This window comes from Pseudarthrobacter sp. alpha12b, from assembly GCF_054130495.1.
In genome coordinates this window covers 1,842,215-1,860,087 of sequence record NZ_CP196746.1, presented here as the reverse complement: position 1 = coordinate 1,860,087, position 17,873 = coordinate 1,842,215, and the positions used below count along the sequence as shown (strand labels likewise).

Annotated in this window: 17 protein-coding genes; 11 read left to right on the top strand and 6 right to left on the bottom strand. The window is 67.4% G+C overall.

The window, feature by feature from the left end:
* Positions 1–148: 148 nt before the first annotated feature.
* Both ACTAQI_RS08475 and nucS read right to left on the bottom strand, forming a co-directional pair.
* Positions 149–352 (bottom strand): cold-shock protein, encoded by a 204-nt coding sequence (locus tag ACTAQI_RS08475; protein ID WP_011692441.1) that lies wholly within the window; start codon positions 350–352, stop codon positions 149–151.
* Positions 353–655: 303 nt separating this feature from the next.
* Positions 656–1,351, bottom strand: coding sequence for an endonuclease NucS (nucS, locus tag ACTAQI_RS08470; protein WP_457950582.1), 696 nt, complete (start codon positions 1,349–1,351; stop codon positions 656–658).
* 118 nt (positions 1,352–1,469) lie between these two features.
* On the opposite strand from nucS, the gene ACTAQI_RS08465 reads away from it, so the two are divergent.
* Positions 1,470–1,823 (top strand): ATP/GTP-binding protein, encoded by a 354-nt coding sequence (locus ACTAQI_RS08465; protein ID WP_457950581.1) that lies wholly within the window; start codon positions 1,470–1,472, stop codon positions 1,821–1,823.
* Between the two features lie 44 nt (positions 1,824–1,867).
* The gene (locus ACTAQI_RS08460; RefSeq protein WP_457950580.1) at positions 1,868–2,665 is read left to right on the top strand and encodes an alpha/beta hydrolase; all 798 of its coding nucleotides are present in this window, start codon (positions 1,868–1,870) and stop codon (positions 2,663–2,665) included.
* Positions 2,666–2,687: 22 nt separating this feature from the next.
* On the opposite strand, the gene ACTAQI_RS08455 is transcribed toward ACTAQI_RS08460, so the two are convergent.
* Positions 2,688–4,001: an AI-2E family transporter gene (locus ACTAQI_RS08455; protein WP_457950579.1), complete on the bottom strand. Its 1,314-nt coding sequence runs from the start codon at positions 3,999–4,001 to the stop codon at positions 2,688–2,690.
* Between the two features lie 234 nt (positions 4,002–4,235).
* Here ACTAQI_RS08455 and ACTAQI_RS08450 point away from each other — a divergent pair, with 234 nt between their 5' ends.
* Genes ACTAQI_RS08450 through ACTAQI_RS08435 form a run of 4 tightly spaced genes read left to right on the top strand, consistent with a single transcriptional unit; the run spans position 4,236 to position 8,352 of the window.
* The gene (locus tag ACTAQI_RS08450) at positions 4,236–5,912 is read left to right on the top strand and encodes a hypothetical protein (protein WP_457951020.1); all 1,677 of its coding nucleotides are present in this window, start codon (positions 4,236–4,238) and stop codon (positions 5,910–5,912) included.
* 51 nt (positions 5,913–5,963) lie between these two features.
* Complete coding sequence (locus tag ACTAQI_RS08445) at positions 5,964–6,962, top strand: co-chaperone YbbN (protein WP_457950578.1); 999 nt, start codon at positions 5,964–5,966, stop codon at positions 6,960–6,962.
* Positions 6,962–8,059, top strand: a complete 1,098-nt coding sequence (locus ACTAQI_RS08440; RefSeq protein ID WP_457950577.1) for an NADH:flavin oxidoreductase/NADH oxidase — start codon at positions 6,962–6,964, stop codon at positions 8,057–8,059. Before ACTAQI_RS08445 ends, ACTAQI_RS08440 begins: the two co-directional genes overlap by 1 nt.
* 14 nt (positions 8,060–8,073) lie before the next feature.
* Positions 8,074–8,352: a DUF3253 domain-containing protein gene (locus ACTAQI_RS08435; protein ID WP_457950576.1), complete on the top strand. Its 279-nt coding sequence runs from the start codon at positions 8,074–8,076 to the stop codon at positions 8,350–8,352.
* 16 nt (positions 8,353–8,368) lie between these two features.
* Here ACTAQI_RS08435 and ACTAQI_RS08430 read toward each other — a convergent pair whose 3' ends face one another.
* Positions 8,369–10,246 carry a Na+/H+ antiporter gene (locus ACTAQI_RS08430; protein ID WP_457950575.1) on the bottom strand — a complete coding sequence of 626 codons (1,878 nt, stop codon included), beginning with the start codon at positions 10,244–10,246 and terminating at the stop codon, positions 8,369–8,371.
* Between the two features lie 51 nt (positions 10,247–10,297).
* Between ACTAQI_RS08430 and ACTAQI_RS08425 the strand changes: the two genes are divergently transcribed.
* From ACTAQI_RS08425 to ACTAQI_RS08405, 5 genes are all read left to right on the top strand, one after another.
* Positions 10,298–11,092, top strand: coding sequence for an ABC transporter ATP-binding protein (locus ACTAQI_RS08425; RefSeq protein WP_457950574.1), 795 nt, complete (start codon positions 10,298–10,300; stop codon positions 11,090–11,092).
* Positions 11,074–12,645: a transporter gene (locus ACTAQI_RS08420; RefSeq protein ID WP_457950573.1), complete on the top strand. Its 1,572-nt coding sequence runs from the start codon at positions 11,074–11,076 to the stop codon at positions 12,643–12,645. Before ACTAQI_RS08425 ends, ACTAQI_RS08420 begins: the two co-directional genes overlap by 19 nt.
* Positions 12,646–12,666: 21 nt before the next feature.
* Complete coding sequence (gene nagB, locus ACTAQI_RS08415) at positions 12,667–13,446, top strand: glucosamine-6-phosphate deaminase (RefSeq protein WP_457950572.1); 780 nt, start codon at positions 12,667–12,669, stop codon at positions 13,444–13,446.
* A 109-nt stretch (positions 13,447–13,555) separates the two neighbouring features.
* On the top strand, positions 13,556–13,894 hold the full coding sequence (locus tag ACTAQI_RS08410; protein ID WP_110541018.1) for a DUF3039 domain-containing protein: 339 nt from the start codon (positions 13,556–13,558) through the stop codon (positions 13,892–13,894).
* Positions 13,894–15,675, top strand: a complete 1,782-nt coding sequence (locus ACTAQI_RS08405; RefSeq protein WP_457950571.1) for a DEAD/DEAH box helicase — start codon at positions 13,894–13,896, stop codon at positions 15,673–15,675. The genes ACTAQI_RS08410 and ACTAQI_RS08405 overlap by 1 nt, the downstream gene beginning before the upstream one ends.
* A 3-nt stretch (positions 15,676–15,678) precedes the next feature.
* Here the strand turns inward: ACTAQI_RS08405 and ACTAQI_RS08400 are convergent, their stop codons facing one another.
* Complete coding sequence (locus ACTAQI_RS08400) at positions 15,679–16,311, bottom strand: isochorismatase family protein (RefSeq protein ID WP_457950570.1); 633 nt, start codon at positions 16,309–16,311, stop codon at positions 15,679–15,681.
* Positions 16,311–17,639, bottom strand: coding sequence for a nicotinate phosphoribosyltransferase (locus ACTAQI_RS08395; protein WP_457950569.1), 1,329 nt, complete (start codon positions 17,637–17,639; stop codon positions 16,311–16,313). The genes ACTAQI_RS08400 and ACTAQI_RS08395 overlap by 1 nt, the downstream gene beginning before the upstream one ends.
* Positions 17,640–17,873 lie beyond the last annotated feature (234 nt).

Genomic DNA, 17,873 nt, shown 5'->3' with positions numbered 1-17,873 from the left:
GCAATTGCGCAGATAGTCCGCCGTATCGAGGGCAGTAAACGATAAACCCGCATTCACGGTGCATATTTACCAAAACAAATGGTCCCCGGCGTTTGTGCCGGGGACCATTTGTTGTCGCTGACAGCCGCGTGAAGCGGCCGGGCGGGTACTAGACCAGAGTTACGCCGGTAGCCTGGGGACCCTTGGCGCCCTGGCCGATTTCGAACTGAACGCGCTGGTTCTCGTCGAGGGTCTTGAAGCCGCCGGTCTGGATCTCGGAGTAGTGAACGAAGACATCGCCATCGGAGTCGTCCGGGGTGATGAAGCCGAAGCCCTTTTCAGCGTTGAACCACTTGACGGTTCCCTGTGCCATTTATTTCTCCTCATTGTGGAACTTTTTAAGACCGGCACACCGCGTGCCGCCCTTGGTCACTCCGCGAGAAGAATCCTGATTTGCCTTGCCTGAAAAGGTCCGGCGCTGCAGGAGCTTCGCGCTCGCAACATGTCTTGCGAGCATGAAAAACACCTACACAAAGACTGAGACAAGAATTTCATGCCCGTTCCCGCAGGTCAACGGCCCGAACGGCAAAAAATGAAAAATTTAGGTAAAAACAAGGTGACACGGAAGGCTGTGTGGAAAAGGATCAATTAGATGCCCGAAGCAACAAAGGGAAATCTAGAAGAGCCGGGACTCGCTGTCGTCGACTCCGCGCATGGCGTCGTAGTCCAGGGTGACGCAGTCGATCCCGCGGTCATTGGCCAGCACCTTGGCCTGCGGCTTGATTTGCTGGGCGGCAAAGATCCCGCGGACAGGTGCCAGCAGGGGGTCGCGGTTGAGCAGTTCGAGGTACCGGGTCAGTTGCTCCACGCCATCGATGTCCCCGCGCCGCTTGAGTTCGATTGCCACGGTGGCGCCGTCGGCGTCGCGGGCCAGGATATCCACGGGGCCGATCGCCGTGAAGTACTCGCGCCTGATGAGGGAGTAGCCCTGGCCCAGCGTTTCAATTTGTTCGGCCAGCAGCCGCTGAAGGTCCGCTTCCACGCCGTCCTTGATTAGCCCGGGATCAACGCCGAGGTCGTGGGAGGACTCGCTGACCTTCTCGTGGATGTTGATGATGAGCCGGTCATCGGTCTTGGCCGACTGTACGGTCCACTGCTCCACCACGCCCAGTTCGAGGTCCACGTCGTCCGGAGATGAAACGCGCAGGGTGGCCGGGGGGCTCATCCAGTTCAGCGGCTTGTAGGAACCGCCGTCGGAATGCACCAGCACGGAACCGTCCGCCTTCACCAGCAGGAGCCGGGTGGCGAGGGGGAGATGGGCTTTGAGCCGGCCAACGTAATCAACGGAGCAATGGGCTATGACGAGTCGCACGCCGTACAGACTATCGCGTGGTCCCCGGTAGACATGTCCGACGGCGGGAGGCCGGGCAGTGCGGCAAGGGCACCACCGGGCGGCGGACCGTGCGGACCGGCTGGGGCAGAATGGATACATGCCGCGTTCCAACCGTCCCCGCCGTCCCGCTTCCGGTAAGGGCCCAGTTTCCGGCAGGGGCGCCGGGCGGAAAGGGAATGCAGACATCCCCGAGCTGGACCTGGAACGGGCACGGGCTGGAATCGCCCGCCGGGAAAGCGCCCCCGACGGCGAGTGGATGGTCCGTACCATGACCGCCAAAAACGCGGAGAAGACCTACATCTGCCCGGAATGCTCCACGGCCGTACTTCCCGGTGTTGCGCACCTGGTGGTGTGGAAGGACGACCACCTCTTTGGAGCGGCCGCCGGCCTGGCCGAACGGCGGCACTGGCACACCAACTGCTGGATGACGCGCAGCTACCGCTACCGCTGACCCGCGCGGGCAGAAGAACCTCAGCTGTCGCTAAGCTGGCAGGCATGACTTTTGATCCGGCGTCGTACGAATTCACCCAGGCCGCGGGCCCTGTCCCCATCCGCGCCTCCACCGTCCTGCCTGCCCGGCGCGAGAACATCGAGCTGCAAACGGAGGACGGCCACACGCTGGTAGGGGAGCTGGCACTGCCTGAAGCGGGTCCGGTCAAGGCCACGCTGATCACGCTCCACCCGCTGCCCACGCACGGCGGCTTCATGGATTCCCACGTCTTCCGGAAGGCCTCCTACCGGCTGCCGGCGCTGGCAGGCATCGCAGTGCTGCGTTTCAACACCCGGGGCACTGCCTCGCCCCGCGGCACCAGCAGCGGTGCCTTCGAGGAAGGCATGGGGGAGCGCTACGACGTGGAGGCGGCCGTCCGCTTCGCCGTCGAACGGGGCCTGCCCAACCGCTGGCTGGTGGGCTGGTCCTTCGGGACCGAACTGGCGCTGATGTACGGCGCGGTGGAGCCGGTGGCCGCGCAGATCGAAGGCGCCGTGCTGCTCTCGCCCCCGCTGCACCGGGCCACGGACAAGCACCTGCAGCTGTGGGCGGAATCCGGCAAGCCGCTCACTGTCCTGGTGCCGGAGCATGATGATTTCCTGCAGCCTGCCGAGGCAGCCCAACGCTTCAGCCTGGTCCCGCAGGCCCGCGTGGTGGGTGTGGCCGGGGCCAAACACCTGTGGGTGGGGGAGAAGTACGCCGCCCGGGTGCTGAACGATATCGTGGCGCAGGTCAGTCCCGGCCACGCTGGAGTGGAACTGCCGCAGGAATGGGACGGGCCGGCGGCGACTGCCGGCGCGTAGGGCCGCTTGGGGGTGCGGGAGCTTAGTGCTGGTCCTGCCGCACGATGTAGATTTCCCGGACCAGGAGCAGGACGGCGGCCGCGGTGGGTATGGCGATCAGGGCCCCGAGCACACCCAGCAGGCTGCCACCGGCAATGACGGAAATCACCGCTACCGCGCCGGGAACGGCCACAGCCTTCTGCATGATGCGCGGTGAGATGAAGTACGCCTCGAACTGCAGGTAGGCGAAGTAGCAGACGGCGTAGATGGCCGCCACCTGCCAGCCCTCCGTCAGGGACACGAGGGTTACCACGATGCCCGCGATCATCCCGCCCACCAGGGGGATGAAGGCGAGCAGCACCACCACGAAAGCCAGGAGCAGGGCGAACGGAATGCCCACGATGGACATCACCACGAAGGCGAAGGTGGCATTGAGCAGGGCCACGCACGCCTGGCCGATCACGTAGTTTCCCACCGAGCGCGTGATCTCCTCCGAAAGGGCAGCCACCCGCTTCCGCCGGGAGCGCGGAGCCAGGCGGTAGCCCCACTTCTTCATGGCCGGCAGCGCTGCCAGGAAGTACAGGCTCAGCACCAGGACGATCAGGGCACCAAAGAGGCTGTTGGCCACGGTGGATCCAAAGCCCACCACACCGCCGAAAATGCCGCCCATCGCGGCGGGGTCGTTGACGAACTTGTTCAGTTCCTCGGTGATGCGGTCGCGCACGCCGAACTGGTCATCGATGCTGCGGAAGAAATCGGAGTCCATGAAGTTGCGCACCCAGTCCGGCGCCTGCCGCACTATTTCGGATACCTGTTCAACGATCGTGGGGATGAGGGTGGCGAAGAATCCGACGACGGCGCCCATCAGGACGGCCACCGAGACCAGGATTCCGGCGGGCCGGGGGATTTTCCGGTTTTCGAGCCACCCGACCACCGGTTCAAGGCCCAGGGCGATGAACAGCGCCGCCACGATCCAGAGCAGCAGTTGCGTGGTGTGTGAACCGATCCAGTAGACCAACAGCGCAAGACCCACGCCCACGGTGCCCATGAACCCCATGTAGAGCGGGTGCTGGGGGGACATCCGGGGCCCGGGGTGGCCGAACTGCGGCTCCTCATCGCCGTCGTAGTCCGTCTCCGGGACCTGTCCGGTGTATTCCGGCGGCATCTCGAACCGCAGCCGCGGCTGCGCGCCGGGCAGAGGCTGGCGAAGCCGGCGGACCACGTGGCCAAGGGCTGCAGTGGCGGAGCCCCCGCGGCGGGCTGCCATGCCCAGCGGAGGCACAGCGGCAGGGACAGGGCCCCTGGGATCCCCTGGATTTCCGGCTGCAGCCGAGGACGGGTCCGTCTTGTCAGTCACTGGTTCTAGGGGCCTGTTCCGTGCGTGGCGCCGCATTCGCGGGCCGGTGTGATGATCATCGCAAACACTATCAGCAGGCTTGTCACCAAGAGCCGAAGGCGCCGCCCGGGGGCAGGCAAAGTGGCGGGCGGACCGGCCCGAAAGGGGCCCGTGGTAACAAAAAGGTTACTATTGAAGGTAAACCCCCGCTGATGATAGGTGTTTCCCTTGCGTTTAAAGACTGCAGCCGCACTTGTGCTGCTCGGCCTCCTGACACTTTTGGCCGGTATCGGCCAGCGAACCATCTGGGCTCCATCCGAGACGTTTACCGCGTCCGCGCCGGCCGATGCCGCCGCCGCGCCGCTGACTGTCATTGACCAGAAGCTGCGCACCCTGCATGGTGGCACGGTCAAGATCAACATCCAGGGCGACGGAAACTTCATGCTGGCCTCGGGCCGGCCGGATGACGTCAGCGCGTGGGTGGGCCAGACTGCCCACAACACCATCACCGGCGTCTCCGAGGACGAGAAGTCCCTCCAGATTGACCACGCCGACGGCGAAGCTACTGCCCCGAACCCGGCGGGTTCGGACCTTTGGGTGTCCAACGAGAACGCCAGCGGAGAGCTTGAGTACACCTGGACCCCGCCCGCCGACGGCGACTGGAGCCTCCTGCTCGCCTCCGACGGCACCAAGCCGGCACCGGCCACCGTGTCCATGACGTTCCCGAATGACACGTCCACCCCCTGGGCTGTTCCGCTGATGGTCCTGGGCAGCGTCCTGATCCTGGGCGGAATCGTCCTGGCACTGCTCTCGGGGCGCCGGAAGAATGGCGAGGGTGACGGCGACACCGGCTTCGCCCGCCGCGCCCGTGCCCGCAAGGCCAAGTCGCAGGGCCAGGCCCCGTCGTCGTCCTCCTCCTCTAAGGTCACGATGGTGGCGGCAGGTGTGGCAGCAGCCGTCCTTGCCGGATCCGGCACCGCCGCCCAGGCGGCCAGCCCCAGCCCGCAGCCTTCGGGCAGCGCCTCGTCCCCGGCCAAGGATGCAGCCGGATCACCTGTCCTGCTGGATGCCCAGTTCCGCCGGATCCTGGAGCAGGTCTCCAGCGCCACCGATGCCGGGGACGCAGCCAAGGACGCGGCCAAGCTCGCGGACCGCGTTGCCGGCCCCGAACTGGAAATCCGCACCCAGAACTACAAGATCCGCTCCCAGGTGGGTTCCTACGAGCCGCGCATGCCCGTGCGGTCCACCAAGCTGCTGACCACCGTGGTTACCAGCGGCCGTGACTGGCCGCGTTCGGTGCTGGCCGTGACCCAGGGCGAAGGCAACGTGGTTCCGCAGATCCTGACGCTGGTCCAGAAGTCGCCGCGCGAGAACTACAAGCTCATGGAAACCACACCATTGCAGCCGGGCACCACGTTCCCCAATATCAGCCGCGGGGGCACCGAAACCCTGGCGGCGTCGGACAAGTCCGGGCTGCTCTACAGCGGTGAGGAAGCAATGTCCGGCCTCGCCGACAGGCTCACGTCAGCGGATTCGCCGTTCAAGGACAAGCTGACCGAGGGGCAGTCCTCGCCGTACATCGCCGATACCCTGTCCTACCAGGCAGAGGTGGTCAAGGCCGGCGAGAACGGCAACTTCTCCTTCACCCACAAGGTGGTCCCCGAGAGCACTGTGGTCTTCCGCACCTCTGACGGCGGGGCCCTGGTCCTGGGCCGCATCAACTTCGGCTTCGAAGGTACCCCGAAGGCGGCCGGTGACAAGCTCAGCATTGGCGACGATGCCGCAGCCCTTGCCGGGGGCAAGGAAACCACCACGGGCATGGTCCTGAACTTCGCCGAGTCCATGGCGGTCTACGTGCCGCCGGCTGGATCGACGGACCCGATGAAGCTCGTTGCCGCTACCCGCGGCCTGGTAGGGGCCAGCTTCAAGTAGGGCCTGGCTGTATTACCACCGGCAGCGGCCGGAGTGGCTAGAGTGGGAAACATGAGTTCGCCAGCTTCCCGCCCAGTCCCTCCTGCCGCTGCCAACCTGCTTAACCTGCGCGGCGCCGTCGACCTTTCCTCGCTGAAGCGCCCCGCAGCTCCGTCCGGCACCGCTCCGTCCGGCCCGGTCCAATCTGTGCCACCGGCAGAGGGAGACCAGCCTGGTGCGGCAGCCGGCGGTCCTGAACTCAAGGTCGACGTCACCGAAGCGAACTTCCAGCAGCTCGTGGAACTGTCCGCTCAGGTTCCGGTGGTGTTTGCCCTGTGGGCCTCCTACTCGCCGGAGTCCAGCAGGATGGTGGAGACCCTGGACCGCGTGGTGGCAAGCTATGGCGGCCGCCTGGTCCTCGGTGCAGCCGACATTGAAGCCTTCCCACAGCTTGCCCAGGCCTTCCAGGTGCAGGCCGTCCCCACCGCCGTCGCCGTCCTCAAGGGCCAGCCGGTCCCGCTCTTCCAGGGCGCGGCGGAGGAACAGCAGGTGCGCAGCCTGTTCGACGAACTCCTCAAGGTGGCCGCAGCCAACGGTGTCACCGGAAGCCTTGACGGCGGAGCGGGCGGAGAGCCGGAACCCGCGCCGCTGCCGCCGCTGCACCAGGCCGCCTACGACGCCATTGAAGCGGGCGACTACGCCGCCGCCGCTGAGGCCTACCGCCAGGCGCTGAAGGAAATGCCGTCGGACCACGAAGCCAAGGCCGGCCTGGCCCAGGTGGAGCTGATGGACCGGCTGCAGTCCGTGTCGGCCCAGGACAGTGAAGCGCTCCGTGCACTGGCGGCGAATGAGCCGGACAACCTGGAAGCCCAGCTTGGGGTGGCCGACCTTGACGTGGCCGGCGGCCATGTTGATGATGCGCTTAACCGGCTGGTCGCATTCATTGGCAGGAACTTTGGCCCGGAGCGTGAAACTGCACGCGTGCGGCTGCTGGAACTGTTCGAGGTGGTGGGCGCCGGTGACGGGCGCGTGGCAAAGGCGCGCCAGTCGCTCGCGCGGGTGCTGTTCTAGTGCCGGCACTGTTCCAGCCGCTGGCCCTGCGGTCCATGGAGCTGCAGCACCGGGGCTGGGTCTCGCCCATGTGCCAGTACAGCTGCGATCCCGACGACGCCCCCGGGGTTCCGAACGACTGGCACCTGGTGCACCTGGGCGGGTTCGCCGTGGGCGGTGCGGCGATGATCCTTACGGAGGCCTCGGCAGTGAACGCCGAGGGCCGGATCAGCCCCCGCGACGCGGGACTCTACAACGACGAGCAGGCGGCGGCCTGGCAGCGGATCATTTCCTTTGTCCACCGGCAGGGCACTGCCAATACCAAGATCGGCGTGCAGCTTGCCCACGCCGGCCGGAAGGCGTCCACGTACTGGCCGTTCTCCGGCAAGCACGGCAGTGTTCCGGCGTCCGACGGCGGCTGGGACACCCTTGGTCCGTCCACCACCTCCTTCGAGGGGTACGCGGCGCCTGCCGCCATGACCGTGGAACAAATCCAGGATGTCATCGCTGATTTCGCCGCCGCCGCCGTGCGTGCGGTGGATGCCGGCTTTGACACCATGGAGATCCACGGGGCGCACGGCTACCTCCTGCACCAGTTCCAAAGCCCGCTGATCAACCAGCGTGACGATGAATGGGGCGGGGACGAGGCCGGCCGCAACCGGCTGATGCTGGCCGTGGTTGACGCCGTCCGCGCCGTGATTCCCGATTCCATGCCCCTGCTGCTCCGGATTTCGGCCACCGACTGGGCACCCGGCGGAGTGGACCAGGCAGCATCGGTCCGCCTGGCCCGGCAGGCCGCTGCCCATGGCGTGGACCTGGTGGATGTCTCCAGCGGCGGGGCCGTGGCCCACCAGCAGATCAAACCAGGCCTGGGCTACCAAACGGGGTTCTCCGCAGCCATCCGCGAGGAGGCAGGCATAGCCACCGGCACGGTGGGCCTGGTGACCACGCCCGCCCAGGCGGAGCATGCCATTGCCACCGGACAGGCCGACGGTGTCTTCATTGCCCGGGCTGCGCTGCGCGACCCCCACTGGTGGCTCCGGGCCGCTTTCGAACTGGGCCATGACATTGCCTGGCCTCCCCAGTACGAGCGGGCACTCCCGCGGCGTACCTTCTGAGTACCGGCTCCGGCATGGCGCAAGCGGAGGGGGACGGGCCGCACACACCCGTTGGCCGGCAACTGGAAGCGAAGATCCTGGAACTGCTGGCGTCGCGGGCGGCGACGTCCACCATCTGCCCGTCTGATGCCGCCAGGGCGGTGGGGGGAGATGACTGGCGCCACCTCATGGAGCCTGCGCGCGAGGCCGCCCGGCGCCTGGTTGATGCCGGGCAGGTCCACATCACCCAGGGTGGTTCGGTGGTGGATCCGGCAACGGCCAGGGGCCCCATCAGGATCCGCAAGGCGCCGTGAAAACCAGGGCCGGCGGTCAGCCCAGCAGGTCATCCACGTAGCACCAGCGCCACTCCTCACCCGGTTCGATGCTGCGCATGACCGGGTGCCCGGTTTCCTTGAAGTGGCGGCTGGCGTGCCGTCCCGCGGAGGAGTCGCAGCAGCCGATGTGTCCGCACGCAAGGCACATGCGCAGGTGCACCGGTGTGGTGCCCTCCCGTTCGCAGCCTGCGCACGCGGGGTTGTCGGGAGGCGGCGATGGCATGGCTGCCGTCAGGTGGTCGCAGACGCCGCCCGGCTGGGACAGCCCCTCGCCGCCGCCACCGTCAGCAGCGGAGTCCAGTTCATTGAGGGATGCATCGAGCATGGACTCCTCGACATCCAGCCGTTCCAGGACCTCGCTGAGGACCTCATGGGCAAAGTCACCGCCGCGCCTGAGCTCCAGTACCTTATCCCGTTCGGCTTCCAGCATGGCCATCCGCAGCTGGGCGTACCGCTGGCTGGGCGTGGCCGCCTCGGCCGCGGGCCTGCCCAGGCGCTCCCAGGCTGCCAGCCCCCGCTCCTGGGTCCGCCGCCGCAGCATCTCCATGACCTCCGGCGGATCGCTCTCGCGCCGCAGCTGTTCCAGCCGCTCCATCCCCGCAGTGGTGGCCAGCTGCATCAGTGAGGCCTGGTTCAGCGCGTCCTCGCGCCTGTCCGGCCCCGGCACGCCAAGGGCCCGGACCAGGGCCGGCAGGGTAAAGCCCTGCAGCACCAGGGTGCCGGCCACCACCACCATGGCGGCCAGGACCAGCACGTTGCGGTGCTCCAGGTCATCGGGCAGCGTCAGGACGGCGGCCAGGGTGACCACGCCGCGCATGCCTGCCCAGGAGACGATCGCGGGAAACTGCCACGGCGGCGCAGGGTCCTTCCGCTGCACGGAAGGAATCAGCCGGGGCAGGTACGTCGAAGGAAAGACCCAGATGGGGCGCAGTACCAGCACGGCCAGCAGGATCACGGCGCAGCCAAGCCACACACGGCCGGCACCCAGCGAATCGTCCTGGACGCTGTCGATGATGGCCCGTACCTGCAGGCCTATCAGCAGGAACACGGAGTTCTCCAGCAGGAACTGCACCGTATCCCAGTTGCTGCGGGCGCTTTGCCGCGCTGCGCCGTTGGGCATGGACGGGGCCTTGGTGCCCATCACGAGGCCGGTGACAACGACGGCGAGCACGCCTGACGCGTGGATGGCCTCGGCAGGGAGGAAGGCAACGAACGGGGCCATCAGCGAGGTTGAGGTGTTGATCGCCACGTTGCTGATGCGCTTCCTGATTTCCGTGAGGACGTACGCTGCGGCGAGGCCCACCACCAGTCCGCCGCCGGCCGCCACCACGAAGCCGCCGGCCACGTCCAGTGCGGAGACGGAACCGGCGATGGCGGCCACCGCAGCGCGGAGGCACACCAGCGCCGTGGCGTCATTGACCAGCGATTCGCCTTCCAGGATGTTGACGATCCGGCGGGGCATGCCCACTCTTCGTGCGATCGCCGTGGCAGCCACGGCGTCCGGTGGGGCCACCACCGCACCGAGGGCAATGGCGGCTGCCAGCGGGATTTCCGGGAACAGCCACCACACCACTGCCCCCACCCCCACAGTGCCGAAGATGACATAACCCACGGACAGGAGCCCGATGGAGCGTTGGTTGGTCTTGAAGTCGAACAGTGAGGTGCGGAACGCGGCTGCGTAGAGCAGCGGAGGCAGCAGGCCCACCAGCACCAGCTCGGGATTGAGCTCAACCGGCGGAATGAACGGCAGGAAGGACCCCGCCACCCCCGCCACGACCAGCAGCAGGGGAACGGGCAGATTGAGCTTCCGCCCCACCGCGCTGACGGCGCACACCACCGCTACGATCACCAGCAGGCCCAACGCGATGTCCATGAGGTTAGTCTCGCACCCCCGGAGCAACGGCCCGCAGACTAGGCTGGCATCATGACTGCTCCGATCCCTGACCAGGCGTCGAATTCCAGCCCCGTGGCGGCCCTTTCCATCCGCGGGCTGGCCAAGCGTTTCGGCGGGAAAATCGCCGTGGACGGTATCAGCCTGGAGGTCCCGGCGGGCTCGTTTTTCGGGATCGTGGGACCCAACGGCGCAGGCAAGACCACCACGCTGTCCATGGCCACCGGCCTCCTGCGGCCGGACTTCGGCACCGCCGTGGTGCACGGCGTGGACGTCTGGCAGCACCCCCTTGAAGCCAAGCGGCTCATGGGGATCCTGCCCGACGGTGTCCGGCTCTTCGACCGGCTCACGGGAGAGCAGCTGATTACGTACGCCGGGCTGCTGCGCGGCATGGACAGAGCCGTGGTGGCTGCGCGGGTGGGGGAGCTGCTGGCCGCCATGGATCTCAGCCAGGACGCCGGAACGCTGGTGGTGGACTACTCGGCGGGCATGACCAAGAAGATTGCCCTGGCCTCGGCCCTGATCCACGCCCCCCGGCTCCTTGTCCTGGACGAACCCTTCGAAGCCGTAGACCCCGTGTCTGCGGCGAATATCCGCTCCATCCTGGACCGGTACGTGGACTCGGGTGGAACAGTCATCGTGTCCAGCCATGTGATGGACCTGGTGCAGCGCATGTGCGACCACGTAGCGGTAGTGGCCAAGGGCCGGCTGCTGGCGGCGGGGACCGTGGATGAGGTGCGCGGCGGGGTCTCGCTGGAGGACCGTTTCGTGCAGCTGGTTGGCGGGCACACCCACACGGAGGGGCTGGAATGGTTGCGCACCTTCTGAGGCTCAAGCTCACGCTGCTGCGCAACGGACTGCGCCGCAGCCCCTGGCAGCTGGTGGGCATGGCCATCGCCGGGCTCTATGCGCTGGGTGTGGTGGCAACCCTGGTCATCGCCCTTGTCCTCCTGCGCAACGCCGGCTTGGTGACCGCGCATACCGCAGTCGTCCTGGGCGGTTCCGCCGCCATCCTCGGCTGGGGAGTGGTTCCGGTGGTGGCATCGGCCACGGACATGACCCTCGATCCGGCCCGCTTCACCACCTTTGCGATCCCCATGAAGCAGATGCTCGCCGGCCTCGCCCTTGGCGGGCTGATCGGCATCCCCGGCCTGGCCACCGCGCTCGTGGCATTATCCACGGTGGTCACCTGGTCACGCGGCATTCTTCCTGCGCTCGCAGCCTTGGCCGGTGCCTGCCTGGGCATCATGACCTGCATCGTGCTGGCCAAGGTGGTCACCACCGCGACGGCAAGCCTTGCTGCTTCGCGGCGCTTCAAGGACATCAGCGCCATCGCGTTCATGGTGCCCCTGGTCCTGCTGGGCCCCATCGTGGCGGGGGTTGGCCGCGGCGTCTCCGCATCCACCGGATTCCTGCCCGAGTTCGCCCGGACCCTGTCCTGGACGCCGGTCGGGGCACCCTGGTCGCTTGGCGGCGACATCGCGTCAGGCCGGCCGGGGCAGGCGGCGGTGAAGCTGCTGGTTTCGGTGGCCGTCCTCGGCGCCCTGTCCTGGTGCTGGAAGCTGCTGCTTGAGCGGGCACTGGTCACCCCGCCGTACGCCGGAGCCGGGAAACGCAGGAACAGCAGACTGGGTCTGTTCGGCCTGCTGCCGGCCACGCCCGCGGCCGCCGTGATGGCCAGGTCGCTCACCTACTGGCTCCGGGACCCCCGGTACTCAGGTTCGTTGGTGGTGATCCCGCTGCTTCCGGTGGTGCTGGGTTTCCAGGGGGCGCAGACCGGCAGCTACGGCAGCCTGGCCTTCCTTGCCCCGGTGGCGGCCTTCATCCTGGCGTGGTCCATTTCCGCCGACGTCTCCTACGACAACACCGCGTTTGCGCTGCACCTGGCTACCGGCGTCCGGGGGGTGGCGGACCGGCTGGGGCGGTCCCTGGCGTGCATGACCTTCGCACTGCCCGTGGTGCTGGTGTTCTCGGTGGGTTACGCGGCGTTCACCCGCAGCTGGACAGGGCTGCCCGGCCAGCTGGGGTTCAGCCTGGGAATCCTCTTCACCGGCCTGGGCCTGTCCTCGGTGGTGTCGGCCCGGTACACGGTCACTGTCCCGCTGCCGGGGGACAGCCCGTTCAAGAAGCCGCCAGGCAACGTAGGGCAGACCCTGGCCGTGCAGTTCGTTGGAATGCTGGTGCTGATGCTGCTGGTCCTGCCCGAGGCCGCACTGCTGTTTGCCCACGCGGTGACGGGCAACGTCCTGTTCGGCTGGCTCAACCTCGCCGTGGGAACCATCCTGGGCCTGGCCCTTTTCCTGGCCGGCGTCCGGTTGGGCGGCAGGTGGCTCGATGCCCGCGGGCCGGAACTTTTGGCCCAGGTTACCGTCAACCGCTGACAGTTCCAGGAAGGGAACCCCATGGAAGTCGTGATCCTCGGCGGCAGCAGGCAAGTCGGAAGACTCGCGGCCGACGCCATTGAACAACTGGTCCGGCGCAAGCCCGGGGCAGTGCTTGGCCTGGCCACCGGGTCTTCCCCGCTGCCCGTTTACGACGAACTCGCGGCCCGGCACGAACGGGGCCTGGACTTCAGCCAGGCTTCCGGGTTTGCGCTGGATGAATACGTGGGCCTGCCGGCCGGCCATCCGGAGTCCTACCGCGAGGTGATCCGCCGCGAATTCACCAACCGTGTGAACATCGCACCGGAAAATGTCCACGGGCCTGACGGAACCGCGTCTGACATCCCTGCTGCCTGCGAGGCCTACGAGCAGGCCATCGCCGCTGCCGGCGGCGTAGACCTGCAGCTGCTGGGCGTAGGCACCGACGGCCACATCGGGTTCAATGAACCGGGCTCCTCCTTCGCGTCGCGGACGCGGATCAAGAGCCTGATCGAACAGACGCGGCGGGACAACGCCAGGTTCTTCAACAGCCTCGCCGAGGTGCCGCACCACGTCATCACCCAGGGGCTGGGCACCATCATGGCGGCACGGCACGTGATCCTCCTCGCTACGGGAGCGCAAAAGGCGCAGGCCGTCCGTGATTTCGTGGAGGGACCGGTTGCCGCCATCTGTCCCGCCTCTGTGCTGCAGTTCCATCCGCACGCCACCGTCCTGCTGGACGAGGCCGCCGCCTCGGCGCTCAAGCTGGCGGATTTCTACCGCCGCACCTATGAGAACAAGCCCGCGTGGCAGGGGCTGTAGCAGCCTTCCGGGCGGGTTCGGTGAGAGCCGGAAAAGTACGACGGCGGCTGGTGCCGGACCTCGGCGCGGGCGTGCCGCCGTCGAACGCCCGGCCGTCGGAAAGGCTAAGATGGATGCCATGACTAGCATGACGGACCCTCTCGAAAACGACCCGATGCGCGAGCTTTCCGGGGCTGGAACGTCCACGGCCACCATCGAGCGCGAGGAACTGCGCCAAGAGGTGGAACCGGGCGACCGGGAGCGCTTTGCCCACTATGTGCGCAAGGAAAAGATCATGGAGTCAGCCATGACAGGCGAGCCCGTCATCGCGCTGTGCGGCAAGGTCTGGACGCCGGGCCGGGACCCGCAGAAGTTCCCGGTGTGCCCTGAGTGCAAGGAAGTCTACGAGGGCCTCCGGCCGGGCAACGACGGCGGGAAGGGTCCGGGAGACTCGGGCAACAACAAGTAGTGACGGAGACGCTCTTTGGCGGCCCCACCCTGCCTCCGGCTTATCCGGAACGTGCAGCCTGGGGAACCGCCCCGAAACTCCGTGCCTGGCAGCAGGAAGCCCTTGACCTCTACCTGAACAGCAGTCCCCGCGACTTCCTTGCGGTGGCAACGCCGGGTGCCGGTAAAACCACCTTCGCGCTGCGGATCGCCTCCACGCTCATTGATTCCGGTGCTGTGAACCGGGTGACCATCGTTGCGCCCACGGACCACCTGAAGCGCCAGTGGGCCGATGCGGCGGCGAAGGTGGGGATCGCCATCGACCCCAACTTCAAGAACTCTGACGGCCAGCACGGCCGCGGCTTTATCGGCGTCGCCGTCACCTACGCACAGGTGGCCAGCAAGCCCCTGCTGCACCGCGCCAAGACCGAGGCCGCCCGCACCCTGGTGATTCTGGACGAGATCCACCACGGCGGCGAGGCCCTGTCCTGGGGCGACGGCCTGCGCGAGGCGTTCGATCCCGCGGTGCGCCGGCTGTCCCTGACGGGTACGCCGTTCCGCTCGGACACCTCGCCCATCCCGTTCGTGGAGTACGCAGAGGACCGTGACGGCATCCGGCGCTCCAAGGCGGACTACACCTACGGTTACGGCAACGCCCTGCGGGACCACGTGGTCCGGCCGGTGATGTTCATGGCCTACTCCGGCCAGATGCGCTGGCGCACCAGCGCCGGCGAGGAAATGGCCGCCTCCCTTGGCGAGGCTGCGGTGACCAAGGACATCACCAGCCACGCCTGGCGGACTGCCCTGAACCCGGCGGGGGAGTGGATTCCCGCTGTCCTGGCCGGTGCGGACAAGCGGCTCAGCGAAGTCCGGCGCACCGTTCCGGACGCCGGCGGCCTGGTCATCGCCACCGACCACGAAGACGCGCGGGCCTATGCCGGCCAGCTGAAGAGGATCACCGGGGAGTCGCCCACCGTCATCCTGTCCGACGACGCCAAGGCCTCAAGCAAGATCGAGGATTTCTCGGCCGGTGACAAGCGCTGGATGGTGGCAGTCCGCATGGTGTCCGAAGGCGTTGACGTGCCCCGCCTTTCCGTGGGTGTCTACGCCACGTCGACCTCCACGCCGCTGTTTTTCGCCCAGGCCGTGGGGCGCTTCGTGCGTGCCCGCAAGAGGGGCGAAACGGCGTCGGTCTTCCTGCCGTCCGTGCCGCAGCTGATGGCGCTGGCCAACTCCATGGAGATGGAGCGGGACCACGCGCTGGACCGGCCCGAGAAGGAGGACGCTGACGGCCTCTTCAACCCGGAAGACTCGCTGATGGAGGAGGCAAACCGCGAAGAAAAGGCCTCGGACAGCCTCACCAAGGGCAAGTTTGAGGCCCTGGACTCCCAGGCGTCGTTTGACCGCGTATTGTTCGACGGCGGCGAGTTCGGCACCGGCGGTGAGGTGGGGTCCGACGACGAGCTGGACTTCCTGGGCATCCCCGGTCTGCTGGACGCGGAGCAAGTGGGGACGCTGCTGCGCCAGCGCCAGCACGAGCAGTTGAACCGGAAGAACCGGAAGGCGCCGGCGGCCGCCGAAAGCCAGGTCCCGGCCGTTCCCGACCACCGGATGCTGATGGATCTGCGCAACGAACTGGCCAAGAACGTGGCCGCCTGGGCTGCCCGGACCGGAACCCCGCACGGGGTGGTGCACACCAAGCTGCGCACTGTCTGCGGCGGGCCTCCCGTGGCGCAGGCCAACGAGGAGCAACTGAAGTCCCGGCTGCGCAAGCTCCAGGACTGGTTCGTGGGCCGGAAGTAGCCCTCAGGCGATGTCCGCGCCGCCGAGTTCCATCTCGGCAACGGCGTCTTCCAGGTCTTCGGCGATTCCGGCGGTCAGCGACCGCACCACGGTGACACCGTAGCCGGCCTGGACGGCGTCGAGCGCTGTGGCCTTCACGCAGTAATCGGTGGCAATGCCAACCACCACCACGTCCTCCACGTCGTGGCTCTGCAGCCAGTCGTCGAGGCCGATCGCATCCTCATCGGCTTCCAGTGCTGCCGGGGCGCCGGGCAGGCCGCCGGCCTGGCGTTCCCCGGTGGGGACGGCGTCCTCGGGGGCCAGCAGGCCCTCGAAACCCGAGTAGGCGGCAGCGAACTGGCCTTTCCGGAAGTAGGCGTCGATGTACTCGGTGTCCAGGTCCGGGTGAAGTTCTGCACCGCGGGTGCCGGCCACGCAGTGCGGCGGCCAGCTGTCCTTGTAATCGGGCGTATCGGAGAAGTGGCTGCCTGGATCGATGTGCCAGTCCTGGGTGGCCACCACATGGTCGAAGTCACCGTTGTGGGCATCCAGGTACTCGCTGATGTCGGCGGCGACGGCGGCGCCGCCGGGAACGGCAAGCGAGCCGCCCTCGCAGAAATCATTCTGGACGTCCACGATGATCAAAGCGCGGGCCATCAGTGCTCCTCGTAGATGGTGGGAATCGCGGCCTCGCCGCGTTGCAGTCGGTTAACCACCGGCGGCAGTTCCGCCATGGAGTCTGCGTGGCGCTGCCGTGCACGGAGTACGCCTTCATGGCCGGTCCAGCCAGGCAGCAGTTCGCCGTTCTTCATGAACTGCTGCAGCAAAGGACGGTCGTTGCCGTCGTCCTCCGGCCGGTGGCCAACTCCCACCACCTCTGCGGTGGCGGTGCCGCGTTCGTCCAGCTTCCGCAGCGCGTATTTGCGGCCGCCCACGCTGGCCTTGTTCTTGGCTGCTTTGGCTACGGACACGAAGTTGCCGTCGTCGTCCGCCCGGCTGACCAGCTTGTAGACCATGCTGGCCGTGGGGGCTCCGGAACCGGTCACCAGCGACGTGCCCACGCCGTAGGAGTCCACGGGGGCTGACTGCAGGGCCGCGATGGCATATTCGTCCAGGTCCGAGGTCACCACGATCTTGGTGTGCTCGTTGCCGAGATCGTCCAGGAGCCGGCGCACCCACTGTGCCTGGGCCACCAGGTCGCCGGAGTCAAGCCGGACGCCGCCCAGGCTTGGTCCTGCCAGCTCAACGGCCGTGCGGACTGCCTTTTCGACGTCGTACGTGTCCACCAGCAGGGACGTGCCGTCGCCCAGCGAGGCAATCTGCGCCTCGAAGGCCTCCCGCTCGGTATCGTGCAGCAGCGTGAACGAGTGGGCCGCGGTGCCCACGGTCTTCACGCCGTAGCGGATGCCCGCCTCAAGGTTGGACGTGCTGTCAAAGCCGGCAATGATGGCCGCACGCGCGGACGCGGTGGCGGCCTCCTCATGGGTGCGCCGGGAGCCCATTTCGATGCAGGGGCGGCCGCCAGCTGCAGTGACCATCCGGGAAGCGGCGGAGGCAATGGCGGTGTCGTGGTTGAGCACGGACAGCAGGTAGGTTTCCAGCATGCAGGCTTCGGCGAAGGAGGCCTCAACGATCAGGATGGGGGAGTTGGGAAAGTACGCCTCTCCCTCTGCATAGCCCCAGATGTCGCCGGAGAACTTGTAGTTGGCCAGGAACTCGAGCGTTTCCTGGTTGACCACCTGGGTGCGCTCCAGGAAATCCAGCTCCGCCTCGCCGAAACGGAAATTCGCAATGCCTTCCAGGAGGCGTCCCGTGCCGGCCACAATGCCGTAGCGGCGGCCGTCAGGCAGGCGCCGTGCAAACGCCTCGAACACGGACCTGCGGTGTGCCGCCCCTGAATGGAGGGACGCCTGCAGCATGGTCAGCTCGTAGTGGTCGGTATAAAAGGACGTGCGGGGATGGTCCCAGCCGGCTGAGGTGCTCACGAAAGTCACTCTAGTCCCCACCGGCTCCCGCGTCTCGCTTCGCTTCGCCGCGGGGCCCTCGCCGGCGTGGGCCCACCCACCGGCTCCCGCGTCTCGCTTCGCTTCGCCGCGGGGCCCTCGCCGGCGTGGGCCCACCCACCGGCTCCCGCGTCTCGCTTCGCTTCGCCGCGGGGCCCTCGCCGGCGTGGGCCCACCCACCGGCTCCCGCGTCTCGCTTCGCTTCGCCGCGGGGCC